17 protein-coding genes are annotated in these 19,306 nt (G+C 70.9%); 10 read left to right on the top strand and 7 right to left on the bottom strand.

Annotation, left to right across the window (positions count from 1 at the left end):
• Positions 1–63 precede the first annotated feature (63 nt).
• From HYQ63_RS04250 to HYQ63_RS04240, 3 genes are all read right to left on the bottom strand, one after another.
• Entirely contained in the window at positions 64–864 is an 801-nt protein-coding gene (locus HYQ63_RS04250; RefSeq protein WP_257231594.1) for an RNA polymerase sigma factor, read from the bottom strand.
• 172 nt (positions 865–1,036) lie between these two features.
• Positions 1,037–2,566 carry a DUF1996 domain-containing protein gene (locus tag HYQ63_RS04245; RefSeq protein ID WP_179932581.1) on the bottom strand — a complete coding sequence of 510 codons (1,530 nt, stop codon included), beginning with the start codon at positions 2,564–2,566 and terminating at the stop codon, positions 1,037–1,039.
• Between the two features lie 20 nt (positions 2,567–2,586).
• The gene (locus HYQ63_RS04240) at positions 2,587–3,123 is read right to left on the bottom strand and encodes a DUF4142 domain-containing protein (protein WP_306664808.1); all 537 of its coding nucleotides are present in this window, start codon (positions 3,121–3,123) and stop codon (positions 2,587–2,589) included.
• Between the two features lie 1,008 nt (positions 3,124–4,131).
• Between HYQ63_RS04240 and HYQ63_RS04235 the strand changes: the two genes are divergently transcribed.
• The 8 genes from HYQ63_RS04235 (at position 4,132) to HYQ63_RS04200 (ending at position 13,117) form a co-directional block, all read left to right on the top strand.
• Positions 4,132–4,734 (top strand): hypothetical protein, encoded by a 603-nt coding sequence (locus tag HYQ63_RS04235; protein ID WP_179932579.1) that lies wholly within the window; start codon positions 4,132–4,134, stop codon positions 4,732–4,734.
• 121 nt (positions 4,735–4,855) lie between these two features.
• Complete coding sequence (locus HYQ63_RS04230) at positions 4,856–5,947, top strand: LacI family DNA-binding transcriptional regulator (RefSeq protein WP_179932578.1); 1,092 nt, start codon at positions 4,856–4,858, stop codon at positions 5,945–5,947.
• A gap of 120 nt (positions 5,948–6,067) precedes the next feature.
• The gene (locus HYQ63_RS04225) at positions 6,068–7,417 is read left to right on the top strand and encodes an ABC transporter substrate-binding protein (RefSeq protein ID WP_179932577.1); all 1,350 of its coding nucleotides are present in this window, start codon (positions 6,068–6,070) and stop codon (positions 7,415–7,417) included.
• A gap of 66 nt (positions 7,418–7,483) precedes the next feature.
• Positions 7,484–8,446, top strand: a complete 963-nt coding sequence (locus HYQ63_RS04220; protein ID WP_179932576.1) for a carbohydrate ABC transporter permease — start codon at positions 7,484–7,486, stop codon at positions 8,444–8,446.
• A complete protein-coding gene (locus HYQ63_RS04215) occupies positions 8,443–9,333 on the top strand; it encodes a carbohydrate ABC transporter permease (protein ID WP_179932575.1) in 891 nt (296 codons plus the stop codon). The genes HYQ63_RS04220 and HYQ63_RS04215 overlap by 4 nt, the downstream gene beginning before the upstream one ends.
• Positions 9,334–9,380: 47 nt before the next feature.
• Positions 9,381–10,361, top strand: a complete 981-nt coding sequence (locus HYQ63_RS04210) for a hydroxyacid dehydrogenase (RefSeq protein ID WP_179939732.1) — start codon at positions 9,381–9,383, stop codon at positions 10,359–10,361.
• Positions 10,362–10,406: 45 nt separating this feature from the next.
• Positions 10,407–12,362, top strand: coding sequence for a DUF2264 domain-containing protein (locus HYQ63_RS04205; protein WP_179932574.1), 1,956 nt, complete (start codon positions 10,407–10,409; stop codon positions 12,360–12,362).
• Positions 12,359–13,117, top strand: a complete 759-nt coding sequence (locus HYQ63_RS04200; RefSeq protein ID WP_179932573.1) for a sugar phosphate isomerase/epimerase — start codon at positions 12,359–12,361, stop codon at positions 13,115–13,117. The genes HYQ63_RS04205 and HYQ63_RS04200 overlap by 4 nt, the downstream gene beginning before the upstream one ends.
• 31 nt (positions 13,118–13,148) lie before the next feature.
• Here the strand turns inward: HYQ63_RS04200 and HYQ63_RS04195 are convergent, their stop codons facing one another.
• On the bottom strand, positions 13,149–13,685 hold the full coding sequence (locus tag HYQ63_RS04195) for a hypothetical protein (protein WP_179932572.1): 537 nt from the start codon (positions 13,683–13,685) through the stop codon (positions 13,149–13,151).
• A 329-nt stretch (positions 13,686–14,014) separates the two neighbouring features.
• Between HYQ63_RS04195 and HYQ63_RS04190 the strand changes: the two genes are divergently transcribed.
• Together HYQ63_RS04190 and HYQ63_RS04185 are read left to right on the top strand one after the other, a co-directional pair.
• Positions 14,015–15,496 (top strand): NCS1 family nucleobase:cation symporter-1, encoded by a 1,482-nt coding sequence (locus HYQ63_RS04190; RefSeq protein ID WP_179932571.1) that lies wholly within the window; start codon positions 14,015–14,017, stop codon positions 15,494–15,496.
• Positions 15,497–15,625: 129 nt separating this feature from the next.
• Complete coding sequence (locus tag HYQ63_RS04185) at positions 15,626–16,639, top strand: pirin family protein (RefSeq protein ID WP_179932570.1); 1,014 nt, start codon at positions 15,626–15,628, stop codon at positions 16,637–16,639.
• 106 nt (positions 16,640–16,745) lie between these two features.
• Here HYQ63_RS04185 and HYQ63_RS04180 read toward each other — a convergent pair whose 3' ends face one another.
• The 3 genes from HYQ63_RS04180 to def form a co-directional block, all read right to left on the bottom strand.
• Positions 16,746–17,582 carry a 1-acyl-sn-glycerol-3-phosphate acyltransferase gene (locus HYQ63_RS04180; RefSeq protein ID WP_257231593.1) on the bottom strand — a complete coding sequence of 279 codons (837 nt, stop codon included), beginning with the start codon at positions 17,580–17,582 and terminating at the stop codon, positions 16,746–16,748.
• Complete coding sequence (locus HYQ63_RS04175; RefSeq protein WP_179932569.1) at positions 17,579–18,337, bottom strand: GNAT family N-acetyltransferase; 759 nt, start codon at positions 18,335–18,337, stop codon at positions 17,579–17,581. The genes HYQ63_RS04180 and HYQ63_RS04175 overlap by 4 nt, the downstream gene beginning before the upstream one ends.
• Positions 18,338–18,477: 140 nt before the next feature.
• Complete coding sequence (def, locus tag HYQ63_RS04170) at positions 18,478–19,146, bottom strand: peptide deformylase (RefSeq protein WP_179932568.1); 669 nt, start codon at positions 19,144–19,146, stop codon at positions 18,478–18,480.
• Positions 19,147–19,306 lie beyond the last annotated feature (160 nt).

Raw genomic sequence — 19,306 nt, 5'->3', positions numbered from 1 at the left:
GTCGGCAGTCCGGTGCGTGGTCGGTGAGTCTGCGTGCTCGGCGAGCCCGCGTGGTTCGGTGCGTCAGCGCAGGGACGGCGTCGCCGTGCGGTTCGCCGTGGGGTTCGCCGTGCGCATCGCGGCGTTGAGACCCAGCAGTTCCTTGTACGCGTGGGCACAGAAGGCGCACTCGGCCAGATGGCGCGCGAGCGCGTGGCCACGCACCCCGCCGCGCCGCACCGAGGCGCCGAGCATGGCGCTGAAGTGGCGGCAGCGGTCGTTCGCCGCGGACTCCAGATGGGCCTGGAGATACGACTCCCGCAGCCCCTCACGGGCGCGGAAGGCCAGTGAGGTGACCCCGCTGGGGGAGATGCCCAATAACGACGCCACGCGCTGCGGGGGTTCCTCCTCGACCAGGGTGTGCCACAGCACGGTCTGCCAGCGCTCCGGAAGCCTGCGGAAGGCGCGCACGAGCAGCTGACGGTCCTCGCGCGCCACCACGTGCCACTGGGGGTCGGCCATGGGGGCGTGCTGCCGCCAGGACTCGAAGTCCGCGGTCAGCAGGATCCGGCGCTCGCCCTCGCACCATTCCAGCGCCGTGTGCCGCACGACGGTCAGCAGATACGGCCGCCACGGCCCGCGCGGGCCGCCGCCCGCCCTGACCGCCTGGAACGTGCGGATGAACGCCTCGGAGGCCAGGTCCTCGGCGTCATGGAGCGCCCGGCAGCAGGTCCGGGCGTACGCGAGCGTCGCCTGGTGGTGGCGGCGGTACAGGATGTCGCCCGAGGCCGGGCTGGTGGCGCCCGACGCGTACTCCTCCTTGAGCCGACGGGTCAGCTCCTGGTCGGAGGGCGCACCGGCGCCGGTGGCGCAGACCCCCCGCACGCACGGACCGCCCGGCTCCCGGGTGGCGGGAAGGACCGGACGGTCGGGGTGGCCGGGGTGGCCGGGATGGTCCCCGGCGGTGTCGTCGGCGGCCGCGTCACCCGCGGCCCGGTGGTGCGATGCAGCGCGGCGCGCGCCTTGCGGCCGGCGCGCGCCAGGTGATCACCTGCCATCAGTTTTTGCACTGCTGACCGCTGTTGATGCAGTCCACAGCCTTGTTCATAAGCTCTTCCGACATCACGTTGATGAAGTCGTCGTGGTCGGTGATGGGCTTGTGCAACTGCTCAGGGAAGCCGTCCACGGCGAACGGGGTGTCACCCGGGTTCTCGTAGCTGATGGTGTTCACCAGCTGCGGGATGGCCTTGAAGCCCTGCGGGCAGGAACCGTCATCGTTGGCGTTGGCCACGTGGTCACGGTGGTTGGCGCTGTCGATGTTCTGACCGTCCCAGCAACCCTGGAAGTCGAAGATGCGCAGCAGGTCGCTGCCCTCGGGGCAGAGCGGGTACTTGTCCGTCAGCTGACGGTCCTCGAAGCCGGAGCAGCTCCAGGCGGCGTTGGCGTTGGCATCGCCATTGGTGAAGGCCTTGGCGTCACCGGTGATGATCCGGAGAAACTTCGGCATGGCCTCGACCTTGCTCTGGGCGTTGCCCTTGAACTCGATCTTGGACTCCTTGGGAGTCAGGATCGTGCCGACGTTGCCTTCCTGGCCACCGCCGAGCTCGTTGGCGTCGGCCTCGTCCTTGCCGTCCTGGAGGCGGACCACCGGCCAGTAGTAAGTCGACTTGTCATCCTGGTTGGCGCAGGAGGTGCCCCCCTGCTCGAACGTCTGGTTGTTGGCGAAGGCGTCGTTCTTGTCGCTGCCCACGTAGTCGTGCATGTGGTGGGCGCCGTTGGACACGCCGGGGGCGACGATGACGTTGTCGCTGTTGCGCAGGCCCGCCTCGCCGACGCCGCACTCCGAGGTGAAGGTGCCGGTCGAGCCGTTGCCGTTGGCCTGCGGGGCCTGCTCGGCGTTCGGCTGCACCTGGGTGATGTCGACGAAGTCGTCCTGCGAGGGGCCGTTGCCCGCCTGGCCGCCGGCGTTGCCGGGCACCTCGTTGGCGCCCTCGCCGCCCTGCTGCTGGCCGCCCTGGTCGCCGCCCTGCTGCTCGCCGCCCTGTTGCTGGTCGCCGCCTTGCTGCTGGTCGCCGCCCTGCTGGCCCTGCTGCTGTTCACCGCCTTGCTGCTGGCCGTCCTGCTGGCCCGCCTGCTGCGCGACCTGCTGCATCTTGCATTCGCTCATGCTCTGGAGCTGGGAGTTCTCCCCGCCGCCCTGGCCCATCGCCTGGCCCATCTGGCTGAGCGTCTGCTGGCGCTGGTCGTTGAGCTTGCTCAGGACTTCGTCGCCCGAGGCCTGGCCCTTGTTCATCTGCTGGTAGGCGGTGGCCACCTGGTTGTCCAGCTCACCGAGGCCCTTGGCGACCTGGGCCTGGGAACCCTTCGGCACATCGCCGCTCAGCTTCTGGCTCACGTCGGGGCAGCTGATCGTGCCACCGGCGGATTTGGCGGATACGGCGCCACCTTGAGCGGAGTTGTTGTTGTCCCCGCTTGCTGATGCGTTGGCGGTGATGATCGCAGCCCCGCCGCCACCCAGTGCCAGTGCGGCGACGATGGCGACCGTTTTGTTCTTGAACCGCCCGCGCTTGTGGGTCTGTTGCCTCATGAGATCACTTCACTTAGTCGTTAGAGGGCGTCGTAGTCGACAAGCCCGGTGTCCTCGAGGACCGTGATGTGGTCGAGAACGATGGTGTTGGCCCTGGTGGCCAGAGACCTGACCATGGAGTTCTTGCTCTGGGCACGAACCTGCGCCACCAGATTGAACACCTTCCCGTGGGCACTTCGCAGGAATTGCGCGAACAAACGCTCGAATTCTGCGCTGCTCGGTGCCTGGGACATCTCGTTCAGCCAGCCCTGCTGCTGGTCGTTGGGCTGGGTGGGCAGGCTGACGCCCAGGGCCTGGGCGACTTCGTTCGTACGGCGGTCGAGTTCGGTGTGGCCGTCGATGAGGTGCTGGCCCGCGGTCTTGACGGCCTCCGAGGTCCCGCGTTCCTTGCCCATCCGTCCGGAGGGGAGTTCCCAGAGGCCGGCGAGCTTGACCTTGCGTACGAAGTCCCGATCGGTCGGCGTGAGCGGTCCGTACTGGGTGGTGACCGTCCCTCCGCCGTCGTCCGAGACACCGTTGGGCAGTACCGCGGCGCTGCTCGAGCTGAACAGGCTCACGGGGATGAGAATTGCCGCGAGCGTAACGGCGAGCGCACCAATGATGAGCCCGCTGCCGATCGTACGGCTGGATGCGATGGATCTGCTCAGGTTTGCTGATCGCACAGCGCCCTCCTTGCTTCGGAGTGACACCGGACGCTAGTGCCTGGTGTGGCACGGTCGTGGAGACCTCATCACTAGTGAATAAAGCCGGGACAGAGATCTCTACCCGTTGGTACCCTCCGCGCCCGCGTGTTGGGAGCGTGGTTCCGCCCCTGGTTCCGCATCGCTCAAAGTTTTTTTCCGCCGCGTTGAGCACGGCGGCGCCGGCGTACGTACGGCAGGGAGAACCCCTCGTCATCACCACGACTGGAAGGGCCCAAGCCGTGCGAGCGACCGCGATGAACCCGACGCCGGTGACCAGTGTTTCGCGGACCGTCCCGGGAAACCGACCCGCGCGGAAACCGACGGTGCTCCCACCGGCCTGGGACCGAACCCCGACGCGACAGGAGTCCGCGCCCCACGAGCCCGCCGAGGAGGGGACGGGCGCCGCGGTGGTCCGGCTGCTCCCGGGTGGCCGGGGTCTCCCACCGGACGGTGACGGCGAAGCGGGTTCCGCCCCGGGCCGTCTCCCCTCTCTACGTCTTCTGCCTTCTCTGCGTCTTGCCTCTGCTCCTGTCCCCTCTGCTCCTGTCCCCTCTGCTCCTGTCCTCTCTGCTTCTGTCCTCTCTATAGGAGGGGACAGGTATAGGGGAGAGGACCGTAAGAGGGGAGAGGCTCGGTATAGGGGACAGAGCCGTTATAGGGGAGAGGGCCGGGCCGGGCGGCCGCCCGGCGGGCCCGAAGCCGCGTAGACCGTACGGTCCCCGCGCCCAGGCCCGCTGCCCGGCCGTCATCGTCGGTTTCCTGACGTATGACACTATGCCGAGCGGTTTTCGACCACCTCTGACCTGCTGATACGGCCCAACCACCGCGCAGGTAGCGTGTGCCCGGTCAGCCGGTCGTGCAGGGTGCAGCAAGAGGTGAGACGTGGCCGCGGTGCGAGGGATGTTGTCGAAGCGGGTGGCCCAGGCGCGGCGGGAGTTGCCCGGCCACTACGCCCATCTCTTCGACGGGCGGCCCGAAGTGGACATCTCCACCACCGAACTCCGCCCCGACCAGGCCGTCCAGCTGGCCACCGCGTATGGCTACCGCCACCATCGCACCCGGGGCTCCAAGTCGGTCCGCTACCGCGTCTTCGTACCGGACCACGACGCCGGGGCGCAGCGGGAGGCGGTGCCGCCCGGCACCCCCTTCGAGGTGGCCGCCCGGCACCCGGCCTTCCACGACCGCAGCGCCCGGGCCGCCCGGAACCACGCCGAGATGATCGAGCGGGAGCGCAGCCCGGTCAAGCTGGTCCCGGCCATGGCGGTGGTACCGTTCGTCGCCATCTGGCTGGTGGTGCAGCTGATACTGACCGGCAAGCCGGTGCTGCTGGTGCCGATCGCCTTCTTCGTCTTCCTGGAAGTGGCGCTGATCCTGATGGTCCGCGCCGGTCGGCGCAAGCAGCGTGTCCTGGAGGTGCAGGCCGAGTGGCTGATGCGCCGCTACCCCCCTGATGGCTTTCCCGACGGCTTCCCGCCCGATGCGTGACGACGCCCCCGCCGCCCCTGATCGAATGATCGCTACTATGGCGGTGTTCAGCGGATAACGAAAGCCGATCGCGTCGACGCTCAGTCCGGCCGTACGCGTCCGGCGAGACGGGCGGTAGGACATGCGGGAGTCGGCGCGGAAGCGGCAGGCGCGGATCACGGACCTGGTGGAGTCCCGGGGCATCGCGCGGATCACCGATCTCGCGGATGAGCTGGGGGTTTCCGTCGTCACCGTACGGCGGGACGTCGAGGAGCTGGCCCGCCGCGGCGAGGTGCGCCGTGGTCACGGGGTGGCCCGCTCGCTCCAGCCGATGGCCGCGGAGTCCACCGCCACCGGGACCGGCGACACCGTCGGCATGGTGATCCCGGAGCGCAACACCTATCTGACCGAGGCCGTGCAGGCGGCCCGGGAGGCCGCCGAGAAGGCGGGGCTGCGGCTCGCGCTGCACATCGCGGCCGACGAGCCCGACGCCGAGCGCACCGCGGTGCGCTCGGCGCTGGAGGCGGGCGCGCGCGGGCTGCTGCTCTCGCCGCACTGGCGCACCGCGGCCGAGGCGGCGCGGGATCACTCCTGGCTGCGCGCCCTGGACGTCCCCGTGGTGCTGCTGGAGCGCCGCCCCGAGCGCGGCAGCTCCCTGTACGAGCTGGACTGTGTGCGCTCGGACCACGCGTACGGGGTGCATCTGGCGCTGGGCCATCTGATCTCCCTCGGCCACCGGCGCATCGTGCTGGCCGCGCGCGACGACAGCCCGACCGCCCGGGTGATCCGGTCGGAGTTCGCCGAGCAGACCGCGGCGCGGGGCATCGGCGAGGGCTGTACGGCCATCCTCAGCTCGCGCACCGCGGGCCCCGACCCGCGCGCCGCCGATCCGCGGGCGGTCGACCTGGCGGAGACGCTGCGCGGGACCGGGGCCACCGCGACGCTGATCCACAGCGACATGGACGCGCTGGTGCTGGTCCAGCGGCTGCGGGAGGCCGGTGTCGAGGTGCCGCGGGACTGTTCGGTGGTCGCGTACAACGATGTGGTGGCCGACATGGGCCAGATCGCGCTGACGGCCGTGGCCCCGCCGAAGGCGGAGGTCGGCCGGGCCGCCCTCGGGCTGCTGCTCCGGCAGCTCGACCACGCCAGGGAGGGCCGGTGGCCGGGGGCCGCCCGCCACCTGGAGCTGCTGCCCGGTCTGGTGGCCCGGGATTCGACGGCCCCGCTCACCTGATCCCAGCGTCTGATCGTTTGACCGCTTTGGTTTCTTCTGTTCGATGTATTGACGGTATTTCCGTCAAGCGATCAGGATTCCCCCTGACTCCACCGCTCCACCGCGAACAGGGGAGGGTCCATGCCTGGTCACAGACGCCCAGGACGCCCGGCTACCGGACGCCGGGCGACAGCCGGAACAACGGCACTGCTCACACTGCTCGCCCTCCTGCTGACCGGCTGCTCAGGCGGCGGCGGAGCGGACACCGCCAAGGACGGCCCCGTCCGCCTCACCTTCTGGTCCGCGCTGCGCGGCAGCCAGGAGGTGGTGGACGAGTTCAACCGCACCCACACCAACATCAAGGTCGACTTCGCGCAGGTCCCGTCGGGGGAACAGGGCGGCTGGGCCAAGCTCAGCAACGCCGCACGCGCGGGCAACGCCCCCGATGTGGCCACGATCGAATACCCCCAGCTGCCCGGCTTCACGATCGACGGGGTGCCCCGGGACATCAGCGAGCTGCTGCCCGACTCGGTGCGCCGCAAGATCCTGCCGCAGGCGCTGGACCTCACCACCTTCGACGGGCGCACCTACGCCGTACCGGTGGACATCGAGCCGATGGTCTTCCTGTACCGCAAGGACATCTTCGCCAAGAACCACATCCCGGTCCCCAAGACCTGGGCGGAGTTCGAGAGTTCGGCCCGCAAGCTGAAGAAGGCCGCGCCCCGTTCCCGGATCGCCAGCCTCTTCACCACCGGCGGCACCCTCTACATGGCCGCGTACGCCTGGCAGGCCGGGGGCCAGTGGTACGACACCTCCGGCGACACCTGGCGCGTGTCCATGGACGACGCCCCCACCCGCAAGGTCGCCGCCTACTGGCAGCGCCTGAAGGACGACGACCTGGTGCGCGTGGAGCCCGGGTCGAGCCAGCAGTGGCGGGCCCATCTGCGCAGCGGTGAGACGGCCGGTTATCTGGCGGGCGCCTGGGCGGCGGGCTCGATGATGGCGTCCACCCCCGACGGCAAGGGCAAGTGGGCCATCGCGCCGGTGCCGCAGTGGGACGCGGCCAAGCCGAAGGTGAGCACCCAGGGCGGCTCGACCTTCATGGTCACCAAGGACAGCAACCATCCCAAGGAGGCCATGGAGTTCATCTCCTGGATGGTCACCAGCCCCGCCGCCCTGCGCGCCAAGCTCTCCAGCGGTGTCAGCAGCGCCTTCCCGTCCGTGCCCGGCCTGCTCCCGGTGGCCCGCAAGGAGATGGACACCAGCTACTTCTCCGGCCAGGACATCTTCGGCCTCTTCGGTGAGCAGGCCAAGCTGATCGCCCCCACCTGGAAGTGGGGACCGCGGATGGTGTCGACGACCACCTCCGGTGACGACGGGCTCGCCAAGGCCGGTGCCGGGAGCGGCAGCGTCCTGGAAGCCCTGCGCGATGCCCAGAGCCGGACGATGCCCGACCTGAAGAGCCTCGGCCTGTCGGTCACCACCCGCTGAGCCCCCGTCACCTCCGCCGCGTCTCGCCGAGCCGGCTTCCTCTTTCACCGTGAGCCGAGGTATCCCGTGAGTACCGTCATCTCCCCGAAACCGACGGCACCGCCACCGGCGGCCGCCGCCGAATCGCCCTCCAGAACCGGCCGGCGCCAGCAGCGGATCGCCGCCGCCGTGCTGCTGACCCCCTTCACGGCACTGCTCGTCGCCGTGTTCCTGGTCCCCGTCGGGTACGCCATCTACCTCAGCTTCTTCGGCGAGGACCATGAGGGGCTCGGCTTCGGCGGCGGGCGTACCGTCTTCACCGGACTGCGCAGCTATCTCGCGGTGCTCCAGGACCCGAGCTTCCTCACCGGGTTCGGCACCATCGCCCTGTACTGCGTGATCTTCGTTCCGCTCGTGGTCGTCAGCGCCCTCGCGATCGCCCTGCTGCTGGACTCGGGCCTGGTCCGGCTGCGGCGTACCGCGCAGATGCTGCTCTACTTGCCGCACGCCGTGCCCGGCATCATCGCGGCCGTCCTCTGGCTGTACCTCTACACCCCCGGGCTCAGCCCGATCATCAAGGTCTTCGCCCAGGCCGACATCACCATCGACTTCCTCGGCCTGCACACCGTGCTCCCGTCGATCGTCAACATCGCCCTGTGGAGCGGACTCGGCTACAACATGATCATCTTCTACGCCGCGCTCCAGGCGCTGCCGCGCGAGGTGATCGAGGCCGCGACCATCGACGGCGCCGGTGGCATCCGCACCGCGCTCCAGGTCAAGGTACCCATCATCCGCGGCTCCCTGGTGATGGTGTGCATGTTCTCCCTGATCGGCGCGCTCCAGCTGTTCACCGAGCCCATGCTGATGAACCAGGCCACCCCGATGGTCAACTCCCGCTTCACCCCGAACATGTACATCTACGACGCGGCCTTCCGCCGCAACAACTACGGACTCGCCTCCGCGGCCTCGGTCATCCTCCTGATCGTCACCTGCGCCCTGTCGTACGCCGTGACGAGATGGTCGGGCCGCCGGGAACGGAGCGCGCGATGACCACCACCACCCCGAACAGCACCCTGCGCACCACCCCCGGATCCGGCCTCCGGTCCCGGCTGACCAGCCGCGGCGTGGCCAACGCCGTCGTCCTGATCGCGGCGCTCTACACCATGCTGCCCGCCCTGTGGCTGCTGCTGGCGTCCACCAAGAACGCCGACGCGCTCTTCGGCAGCGACATCCTCTCCTTCGGCGACTTCTCCTTCGCGAGCAACCTCTCCGACCTGTTCTCCATGGACGGCGGGCTGTACGGCGAGTGGTACGTCAACAGCCTGCTGTACGCGGTCGTCGGCGCCCTGACCGGCTCGCTGATCAGCGTCGCCGCGGGCTACGCGTTCGACAAGTACGAGTTCCGGCACAAGGAGAAGCTGTTCGCCCTCGTCCTCACCGGCGTCATGGTGCCGCCCACCGTCCTCGCCCTGCCGCTCTACCTGGTGGCCTCCGGCATCGGCATGGTGAACACCTTCTGGGCGGTCTTCATCCCCGTCCTCTTCAACCCGTTCGGCGTCTACCTCGCCCGCCTGCTCAGCAGCGGCTACGTACCGAACGAGGTGCTGGAGGCGTCCCGGGTCGACGGTGCGGGTGAACTCCAGACCTATGTGCGCGTCAGCCTGCGCATGCTCGGCCCCGGCTTTGTCACCGTCTTCCTGTTCCAGCTCACGGCCATCTGGAACAACTTCTTCCTTCCCATGGTGATGCTCTCCGACCAGCATCTGTATCCGCTCAGCCTCGGCCTCTACACCTGGAACAGCTCCGCCACCGTGTCGCCCGAGTACTACCCGCTGGTGGTCATCGGCTCGCTGCTCGCCGTCGTACCGCTGATCGTCGCGTTCGTGATGCTCCAGCGCTACTGGAAGTCCGGACTGACCGCAGGGAGTGTCAAGTGATCGCATCGCAGCCGCCGTCCCGTCCCCGGCCGCGCGCCGCCCTGGCCATGGCGGCGCGCACCGCCCGCCAGGTGCTCGGCTCCGGCGCGCTGGACCGGCTCACCGCACTCCTCGACCTCGATCCGCAGCTCGTCCTCGACGACTTCACCACCCCCGCCGCGCGCCGCGCCCTCGCCGACACCGAACTCCTCGTCACCGGCTGGGGCTGCCCGCCACTGGACCACCGTGCCCTGGACGCCGCGCCCCGGCTCCGCGCCGTCGTCCACACCGCCGGGACGGTACGCCACCACATCACCGACGCCTGCTGGGAGCGCGGCATCGCGGTCTCCTCGGCGGCCGCGGCCAACGCCGTACCCGTCGCCGAATACACCCTCGCCATGATCCTGCTCTCCAACAAGCGCGTCCTCGCCATGGCCCGCGACTACCGCACCGAACGGCGCACCATCGACTGGAGCGGCCGCTACCCGGACGCGGGCAACTACCGCAGAACGGTCGGCATCCTCAGCGCCTCGGAAATCGGCCGCCGGGTGATCGCGCTGCTGGAGCCGTACGACCTCGACGTCCAGCTGTACGACCCGTACGTCACGGCGCAGGACGCCCGGGAGCTGGGCGTACGGCAGGTGGGGCTGCGGGAGCTGTTCGCGACCAGCGACATCGTCAGCGTGCACACCCCCCTGCTGCCCGCCACCCGCGGCCTGGTCAACCGGGAGCTGCTGGCCGCCATGCCGGACGGCGCCACCCTGATCAACACCGCGCGGGGGGCGGTGCTGGACCAGGCGGCGCTGACCGACGAGGTGGTGGCGGGACGCCTCCACGCCGTCCTCGACGTCACCGTGCCGGAGGTCCTCCCGGCCGAGTCGCCGCTGTACACCTGCGACAACGTGCTCCTCACCCCGCACATCGCCGGATCGAAGAGCGGTGAGCTGCGGCGGCTGGCCGATCTCGCGATCGGCGAGGTCGAAAACTACGTGGCCGGACGGGACTTCGCACATCCCGTCCTCCACGAACGGCTGGACCGCTCCGCGTAACCACCCCGCTGCACGGCCGCCCCGGACAAGGAGACCCACCCCCACATGTTCGTACTCGACCTCCCCGAAGACGACCGCGACCTCAGCCCGCACACCGGATACACCCGCGCCCACTGGGAAGCCGCCGCCGACGGGCTGCTGCGGGCCGCGCTCCGCTTCGCCACCCCCCACCACGCGCTGCTCGACCTGCCGGGGCCGCCGTCCCAGTCCGGTGTCCGCTCCGACGGGCTCGAAGGGTTCGCCCGCACCTTCCTGCTCGCCGCGCTCCGCAGCGCCGGTGCCTACGGCAAGGACCCGCACGGCTTCCTGGAGCGTTACACCGAGGGGATCGACCACGGTACCCGCACCCCCGGGCGGGACGACGCCGAGTCCTGGCCGCTCATCGGACACCACGGGGTGCAGGGGCAGCCCATGGTGGAGTCCGCCTCCATCGCGCTCGGGCTGCGCCTGACCGCGCCATGGACCTGGGACGCGCTGACCCCCGACGCCCGGGACCGCACCGAGGAGTGGCTGCGCGGCGCGCTGCGCCACGCGCCCGCGCCCAACAACTGGTACCTCTTCCAGCTCACGGTCGCCGGTTTCCTCGAATCCGTCGGACGCGGCGACGCCGAAACGGCCCGCGCCATCGACCGCCCCCTCGGGCTGCTGGACGGCTGGTACCAGGGGCAGGGCTGGTACTCCGACGGCGACGGGCGCGCCTTCGACCACTACAACGGCTGGGCGCTGCACATGTATCCGCTGCTGCACGCCTATCTCGCCGAGGACCGCGCCCTCCTGGACCGCCTCGGCCCCCGCCTCGAAGAATTCCTCGACGGCTTCGCCCTGCTCTTCGACGCGAACGGCGCGCCCATCCACCACGGACGCTCCCTCACCTACCGCTTCGCCGCCGGAGCCGCCGTGGCGCTCGGCGCGCTCACCGGCCACACCCCGCTCGCACCCGGCACCACCCGCCGCCTCCTCAGCGGCGCACTCCGCCACTTCCTCGACCGCGGCGCCCTCAGCGCGGACGGCATCCTCGGCCTCGGCTGGTACGGGCCGCACGCCCCGACCGTGCAGCGCTACTCCGGACCCGCCTCGCCCTACTGGGCGTCGAAGGGCTTCCTCGGCCTGCTGCTCCCGGCCGACCACCCCGTATGGACAGCCCCCGAGGAGGCCGCCCCGGCCGAAGGGCCCGACCGGGCGCTCGCGCTGCCCGCCCCCGGGCTGCTCGTCCAGACCACCGCGAGCGACGGCCTGGTGCGGCTGCACAACCACGGCAGCTGCAAGGTGCGCCCCTGGGAGGCGGAGCGGCCACCGGCCGAACCTCTCTACGGGCGGCTCGCCTACTCCACTCGCACCGGCCCCACCAGCGCCGACAACACACCCGACAACCACATCGCGCTCCAGATGCGCGGCGTACGCAGCGACCGGCTGCGCATCCAGCCGCTCGCCGCGGGCCCCGGCTGGCTGGCCTCCTCCCACACCCCGCTCTTCCCGCCCGGCGGCCCCGTCCTGCCCGCGGCGCGCCTGGACAGCCTGACCCTGGTGCGCGGCAGGCTCGAACTGCGGGTCCACCGCACCGTGAACATCCCCGCCGGGACCGCGGTCCACCACACCGGCTGGGCCATCGCGCTGCCCCCGGGCACGGCCACCGAGACCGGCGCGACCGACGGGGCACCCGAAGTGTCGCTCGCCGGGGCGGAGGTCACCGGCCAGCTCCTCGGCCTGCACGGCTGGGACACCTCCCGTACGGTACGGGCGCCCCGGGGCACCGCGTACGGCACCTGGGCCCTGGTCCCCGAACTGACCGGCACCGTCGGCGAGGACCCGTCCGGCACCCTCTTCGCCGCGCTCGCCTCGCTCACCGGCGACCCCGGACCGGCCCCGCTCACCGGGCTCGTCGCGGTCGACGTCAGCGGATACACCGTCACCGTGCGCTGGTCCGACGGCACCCGCACCGTCGTGGACTTCGGCGACGGGGGCGCGCACACCGTCCCCACCGTGAGGGAGGAGACCGCGTGAGCCGGCTGGGCATCTGCTCGGTCACCCTTCGCCACCTCGACCCGGCCGCGGTGATCTCCGCCGTGGCCGGTGCGGGCCTGGAGTGCGTCGAATGGGGTGGCGACGTCCATGTGCCCCCGGGCGAGGAGACCGTCGCCCGGGCGGTGCGCGCGGCCACCCTGGACGCGGGGCTCGCCGTCGCCTCGTACGGTTCGTACTACCGCGCCGGGCACACCGACCCGGGGGAGTTCGACGCCGTGCTGCGCTCGGCCGTGGCCCTCGGAGCGCCCCGGGTCCGGATCTGGGCGGGCGTCACGGGCACCGACGCGACACCGCCCGAACGGCGCCGGGCGGTGGTCGAGGACACCCGGCGCGCCGCGGCGCTCGCGGCGGACGCGGGCGTGGAACTCGCCTACGAGTTCCACCGCAACACGCTCACCGACGGCGCCGCGCACACCCTCCGGCTGCTCGACGAGGTGGACCGCGCCGAGGTGCGCACCTATTGGCAGCCGCCGGTCGACCTGCCCGACGCGGAGGCGCTGACCGGGCTCGATGTGCTCGGTGGCCGGGTCGCCGCCGTCCACGCCTTCTCCTGGTGGCCCGGCACCACCCGGCTGCCGCTGACCGCGCGCGCCCCGCTGTGGCGCCGCGCGTTCGAGCGGCTGAGCACGGAGGGCGCCGCGCCCCTGGACGTGTTGCTGGAGTTCGTCCCCGGGGACGACGAGCGGCTGCTGCCGCGGGAGGCGGCGACGCTCAGGGCCCTCGCCGCCGTGTGAGCGGTCCCTCTGCGGGCCGGGTGCGGGCGGATCAGCCCGCACCCGGCGAGGACGCGGTGCCCGGTGAAGACGCCGCGCCCGGTGAGGAGCCGAACGCGCCGTTCTCCTCGATGGTGCCGCCGAACTCGCTCCGGAACGCCTTCATGTTCTTCGTCGGCGACGACGACAGCGCCCAGCGGTTGCCGACCAGATAGACGCCGCCGTACATCTGCGCGGTCTCCAGCCAGTCGCGCTGCGCCTTCATGCTGATGAAGTCGAGGAAGAGGAATTTCCCTTTGGAGTTGCGGCAGACCGCCTGCCGGTAGTCGTCCACCTCGGTGGTGAAGTCCGGCTTGCAGCCCGCGGACTTCGCCAGTTGTTCCACCCGCGCGGGCTTGGGCGCGGCGCTCGCCTCGCCGCCCGGCCCCGCCGTCGCACCTTTGCCGCCCTTACCACCCGTCCTGGCGTCCGCCGAACCGCCGCCGTCGCCGCACCCGGCGGCCAGCAGCACGCTCGCCACCGCCAGCACCGGAGCGATGCGCCGACCGGGGCGGCGCCGCGTTCTGACCGGGTGGGGTGAAGCTTCCATCAGGCTCCCTCTCGTTCTGGTTGGGCCGGGGCGTGCGCACACCGCTGCGTACCTCACGCCCAGGGGTACGGACGAGCGGAAGCGGTTGTTCAGGGCGCCGCACCCATTGACACCTGACTTCCAGCGGGTATGTTCTGGCCATCAAAAAAACGGCTTCCGTACTACGGAAAGTAGTTTCCGGTTTCCCGGAGCGTGTGAGGAGGACGGCGCCGGGGTGATCCTCCCGACCCGGATCCGCAACGTCCCCGAAATCGCGGCACACCACCCTCGGTGAACCGCCCTACGTGAACCGCCTGAGAAGAACTACCGCTCGTCCCCCGGAGCGCCTGATGACCTCACCGATGCCAGGACCCGCCCAGCCCGACCCCCGCCTCTACAACGAAGACCTCGCACCCGCGGCAGAGCGCAAGTGGGGCACGTACAGCATCTTCGCCCTGTGGATGTCCGACACCCACGCGATCAGCAACTACGCCTTCGCCGCCAGTCTCTTCGTCCTCGGCCTGCCCACCTGGGAGGTCTTCCTCTCCCTTCTGGTGGGCATCACCATCGTCCACTGGTTCATGAACCGCATGGGCCACGCGGGCCATCGCACCGGCGTCCCCTTCCCGGTCCTGGCCCGCGCGAGCTGGGGCGTGTACGGGGCCAACATCCCGGCGCTGATACGGGCGGTGATGGCCGTCGCCTGGTACGGCATCCAGACCTGGCTGGCCTCCGAGGCCGTCGTGCTGCTGGGCGTCCAGGTCGCCCCCGGCCTCGCCGCGTACGACCACAACTCCTTCCTCGGCCTCTCCACGCTCGGCTGGATCGCCTTCCTCCTGATGTGGGCGCTCCAGGCGGTGCTGCTCACGCGCGGCATGGAGTTCATCCGCAAGGTGCAGGACTTCGCGACCGGCCCGGTCGTCTGGCTGGTCATGCTCGTGCTCGCCGTCTGGCTGGTGGTCAAGGCGGGCGGCGACATCTCGCTCACCGCGAGCCTCACCGGCCTCAGCGGAGGCGAGCAGCTGCACCAGAGCCTGATCGCGGTCAGCCTGACCGTGGCCACCTTCCTCACCCTGGTGCTGAACTACGCCGACTTCGCCCGCTTCACCCCCGACCACCGCTCCTACCGGCGGGGCAATCTGCTGGGGCTGCCGGTGAACTTCACCGCCTTCGCCCTCGTCTCGGTGCTGATGACGGCGGGCACCATCTCCGTCTTCGGGGAGGCGATCTCCGACCCGGTGCAGGTCATCGCGAAGATCGACAACCCGGTGGTCACGATCGTCGGTGCGATCTCCTTCGTCATCGCCACGGTGGGCATCAACGTCGTCGCCAACTTCGTGTCCCCCGCGTACGACTTCGCCAACCTCGCCCCCAAATACCTGAACTTCAAGCGCGGCGGCATGCTCACGGCGGTCCTCGCGGTCGTCGTCATGCCGTGGAAGCTCTACTCCAACCCCGTCGTCATCCAGTACTTCCTGGGCGCCCTCGGCGCCTTCCTCGGCCCGCTGGTCGCGATCCTGCTCGTCGACTACTACTTCGTGCGGCGCGGGCACATCGACATCGATGCGCTCTTCTCCGCCGACGAGGCGGGGGAGTACCACTACCGCAAGGGCTTCAACCCGGAGGCGATCATCGCCTTCGTTCCCGCGGCGGCCGTCGCCGCGGTCCTCGCCCTGGCGAAGGCGTTCAAGGACGTCGCCCCGTTCTCCTGGGTCTTCGGCCTGGTCGTGGCCGGGGTGATCTACTACCTGCGCACCGGGAAGGCCCGCAAGGGCGGCGAGCCGCTGGCGGACGGGCTGATCCGGTCGCAGTCCGTGAAGAGCGCGGCCTGACGCGTTACGGGGGACGCGGCGGCGTGGCGCGCTGCGGCGTGGTGTGCGGGAATGCACCGAGATGGTTTAGCGTTCAACCAGACATCGGTGGCCGACCGACCGCTGAGCACCCGCAGGGAGGAGAGCGTCATGCCCGCCGTGACCGTCGAGAGCACCGTGCAGCTGCCCCGCGTCCCCGCGCCCGACCCGCAGACCGCCCCGCCGCGCCCGGTCCGCTCGGTGACCGGCGCCCCGCGGGGCTTCGAGGGGGAGGGCTTCCCGGTCCACCGGGCCTTCGCCGGGGCCTCGCTGCGCGATCTCGACCCGTTCATCCACATGGATCAGATGGGCGAGGTGGAGTACGCCCCGGGCGAGCCCAAGGGCACCCCATGGCACCCGCACCGCGGCTTCGAGACCGTCACGTACATCATCGACGGCCAGATGGAGCACCAGGACTCCAACGGCGGCGGAGGGCTGATCGCCGACGGCGCCACCCAGTGGATGACCGCCGGTGGCGGCATCCTGCACATCGAGACGCCCCCGGAGCACCTGGTGGTCTCCGGCGGCCTCTTCCACGGCATCCAGCTGTGGGTGAACCTGCCCCGCGCCAACAAGTGGAACCCGCCGCAGTACCAGTCCATCGAGGGCCCGCAGGCCGCGCTGCTCTCCTCGCCGGACGGCGGGGCGCTGGTGCGCGTCATCGCCGGAGAGGTGGCCGGACACCGGGGGCCGGGCGGCACCTTCACCCCGATCACCATGATCCACGCCACCCTCGGCCCGGGCGCCCGGCTCGACCTGCCCTGGAGCCCCGACTTCAACGCGCTCGTCTACTCCCTGTCCGGGCGCGGCACGGTCGGCGCCGAACAGCGCCCGCTGGACGCGCACGAGCTGGCCGTCTTCGGCCAGGGCGGCTCCCTGAGCGTCGCCGCCACCGAGCGCCCGGACAGCCGCACCCCCAACCTCGACGTGCTGATCCTTGGCGGACGGCCGATCCGCGAGCCCGTCGCGCACTACGGGCCGTTCGTGATGAACACCAAGGCCGAGATCGCCCAGGCGGTCGAGGACTTCCAGAGCGGACGCCTCGGCGTGATCCCGGCCGGGCGGATCCCGCACACCGACCCCGCCACCGGCGGCGAGGGCGGCGACGGCGCGGAGCGGAACTAGCGCCCGGGACGTACGGTGTCCGGAGTGCGGCGGACACCGTACGTCATCTGTCATCTGTTACTTGTCGCATGCCAGTTGTCAGCCGTGAGCCGTGAGCCGTGAGCCGTCAGCCGTGAGCCGACGGCTGCGCACCGCACACCGTCGCCTGTGCCCGGGCGGCCAGGGTGCGCCGGTCGTCGGTTCCGCGCGCGGGCAGCAGTGGCGGGTGCGTGTGCACCCGTACCGTGAGGCCGGTGGCGCTGACCACCCGGCGCAGCGAGGTGCCGAAGTCGTCCTCGCCGACGAAGGCGGCCACCGTGGTCGGGGCGCCGTGCTGGACGTAGTCCAGCGACACCGGCCGCACCGGGGCGCCCGCGTCGAGGGCCGCCTGGAAGGTGGCCCGCCGGAAGCTGCCGCCCGTCCCGGCGCACCAGGTGACGCCCTGCGGGAAGACCATCACCGACTGGCCGGAACGCAGCCGCTCGGCCATCTCCCGTACGCTGCCGGGCAGTTGGCGCAGGGAGCCGCGGTCGATGAACATCGTGCCCGCCCGTTTCGTCAGCGGGCCGACCACCGGCCAGGTGCCCACCTCCCGCTTGGCCAGCATGACCACCGGCTCGACGGCGAGCAGCGCGATGATGTCGAGCCAGGAGATGTGGTTCGCCACCACCAGGGTGCCGGTGCCGCCCGGTGCGCCGAGCGTGCGGTCGCCCGCCACCTCCAGCCGGATGTCCAGCGCGTCCAGCATCGCCGCGGCGGTCGAGCGCAGCGCTTCCGGGTCGCCGATGCGCTCTCCCCGGAGCAGCGCGCTCATGATCGCCCGGCTGAACGCCGCGTAACGGCGGGCGATCCGGGGGGCGGGCAGCCGGTCCGCGGCGTGTGACACACAGCTGGGGGAGCACGGCGACCAGGCCGCCCACGCGTGCGCGGGGAGGTTCGCGTTGACGCTCACCGGCACGGTCACCGGGACTCGCCGAGGAAGTAGCGGCGGTAGCGGTCGTTCATCCGCTCCGTGTCCAGCAGGACGAAGAAGTCGGCGTCGTTGAAGCTCCGGTCGTGCTGCGGGGAGCCGCACATCCAGGCTCCGACCCGCAGATAGCCGCGGAGCAGCGGCGGCAGTTCGGCGTAGCTGGGCCGGGCGTCCAGCGTCTGCGTCGGGACCCACGGGTCGAGCGGGTGGACCCGCAGTTCGGGCGGGGCGGCGTGCTTGGTGGTCCCCAGCAGCCAGGCGTTCGACGCGGCCTGCTCGCCGTCGCCGAGCGGGACCGAGGCGCAGCCCGCGAGGTAGCGGTGGCCGGAGAGCAGGACGTAGCGGGCGAGACCGGCCCACATCAGGTTGATGACCGCGCCGGAGCGGTGATCGGCGTGCACACAGGCCCGGCCCGCCTCGACCATCGAGGAGCGCACGTCCTCGGGAAGCCCCCGCAGATCGAACTCGGTGTCGGAGTAGAGCCGCTCGCTGCGCCCCGGGGGCAGCAGCCGGTAGGTGCCGACCACGGTGTCCGTCGCGGTGTCCGTGACGATGAGGTGGTCCATGACGTCGTCGAACTCGTCCACGTCGCGGCCCGGGAAGGGCGAGGTCAGCACCCCTCCCCGTTCTTCGCCGAACACCTGGTGGCGCAACCGCTGCGCGGCGTGGATCTGCTCCTCGGTATGGGCGATGGAGGTGACGTACGAGCTCGTGGAGGCCGCAGCCGGGGACGTCGTGAGCACGGACATTCCTGTTCTCCGTTCAGGGGACCGTCAGGAGCGGTGACGACACCACCCTTGCTCCGGCTCCGAACGGCACAGTGTCCGCGTGGTGATTCGACGACTGCCAGCCGATGACGAAAACATGCCGCAGGTCGAACGGCGAGGTGTTATAGGGCGCCGTGCGGTCCCTGGGGCCCGTGATCCCCGGGGAGCGGGAAGCCGAGCGCCCGGGCCGCGGCGGTCGGGGTCGGCTGCGACCAGTGGTCGGCGACGGCCTGCGCGGACGAGAGGGAGCGGGTTTCGGCCAGATCCAGATAGAGCACCCCGTCCAGATGGTCCGTCTCGTGCTGGACGATCCGGGCGGGCCATCCGGTGAACTCCTCGTCCAGCTCACGCCCCGTCTCGTCCTGCCCGCGCAGCCGGATCCGCTCCGGCCTGCTGACCACGGCCTGCCAGCCGGGGACGCTCAGGCACCCCTCGAAGAACGCCGCCCGGGCGTCGCCGACCGGTTCGTACGACGGATTCACCAGCACCCGGTACGGCTGCGGCACCCGGCCGCGCGCCTCGCGCACCTCGGCCGCCACCTCGGCCGGGTCCTCGATCACCGCGAGCCGCAGCGGCACGCCGATCTGCGGAGCGGCCAGCCCCACCCCGGGTGCGTTGTGCATCGTCTCGCGCATCGCCAGCAGCAGCCGGTCCAACTGACCGTCGGGCAGCTGGCCGTCGTAGGGGAGGGCCGCTTGCCGCAGGACGGGGAGACCGGCGGAGACGATGGGGAGCGGACGGCAGCCGTCGAGCAGCTCTTCGACCAGCTCGGACAGGGAGGTGGTGGGCATGGGGACAGCCTGACAAGGAGGCCGGGCGGGGGCAATCCATCGGCGGGCGGCGGTCCCCGGAACTAGGGGGGATCCCTAGCGCCTCCGCCCGATGCTCACGATCGGACAAACGGTGAACCCGGTGCGGGCGCGCTCCGTACCCGCCCGTGAGCCGCCGGGG

It is taken from the genome of Streptomyces sp. Rer75 (genome assembly GCF_013414305.1).
Classification (GTDB): domain Bacteria; phylum Actinomycetota; class Actinomycetes; order Streptomycetales; family Streptomycetaceae; genus Streptomyces; species Streptomyces himastatinicus.
The sequence above is the reverse complement of the archived record's forward strand: the minus strand, read 5'-3'. Positions and strand labels throughout refer to the sequence as shown.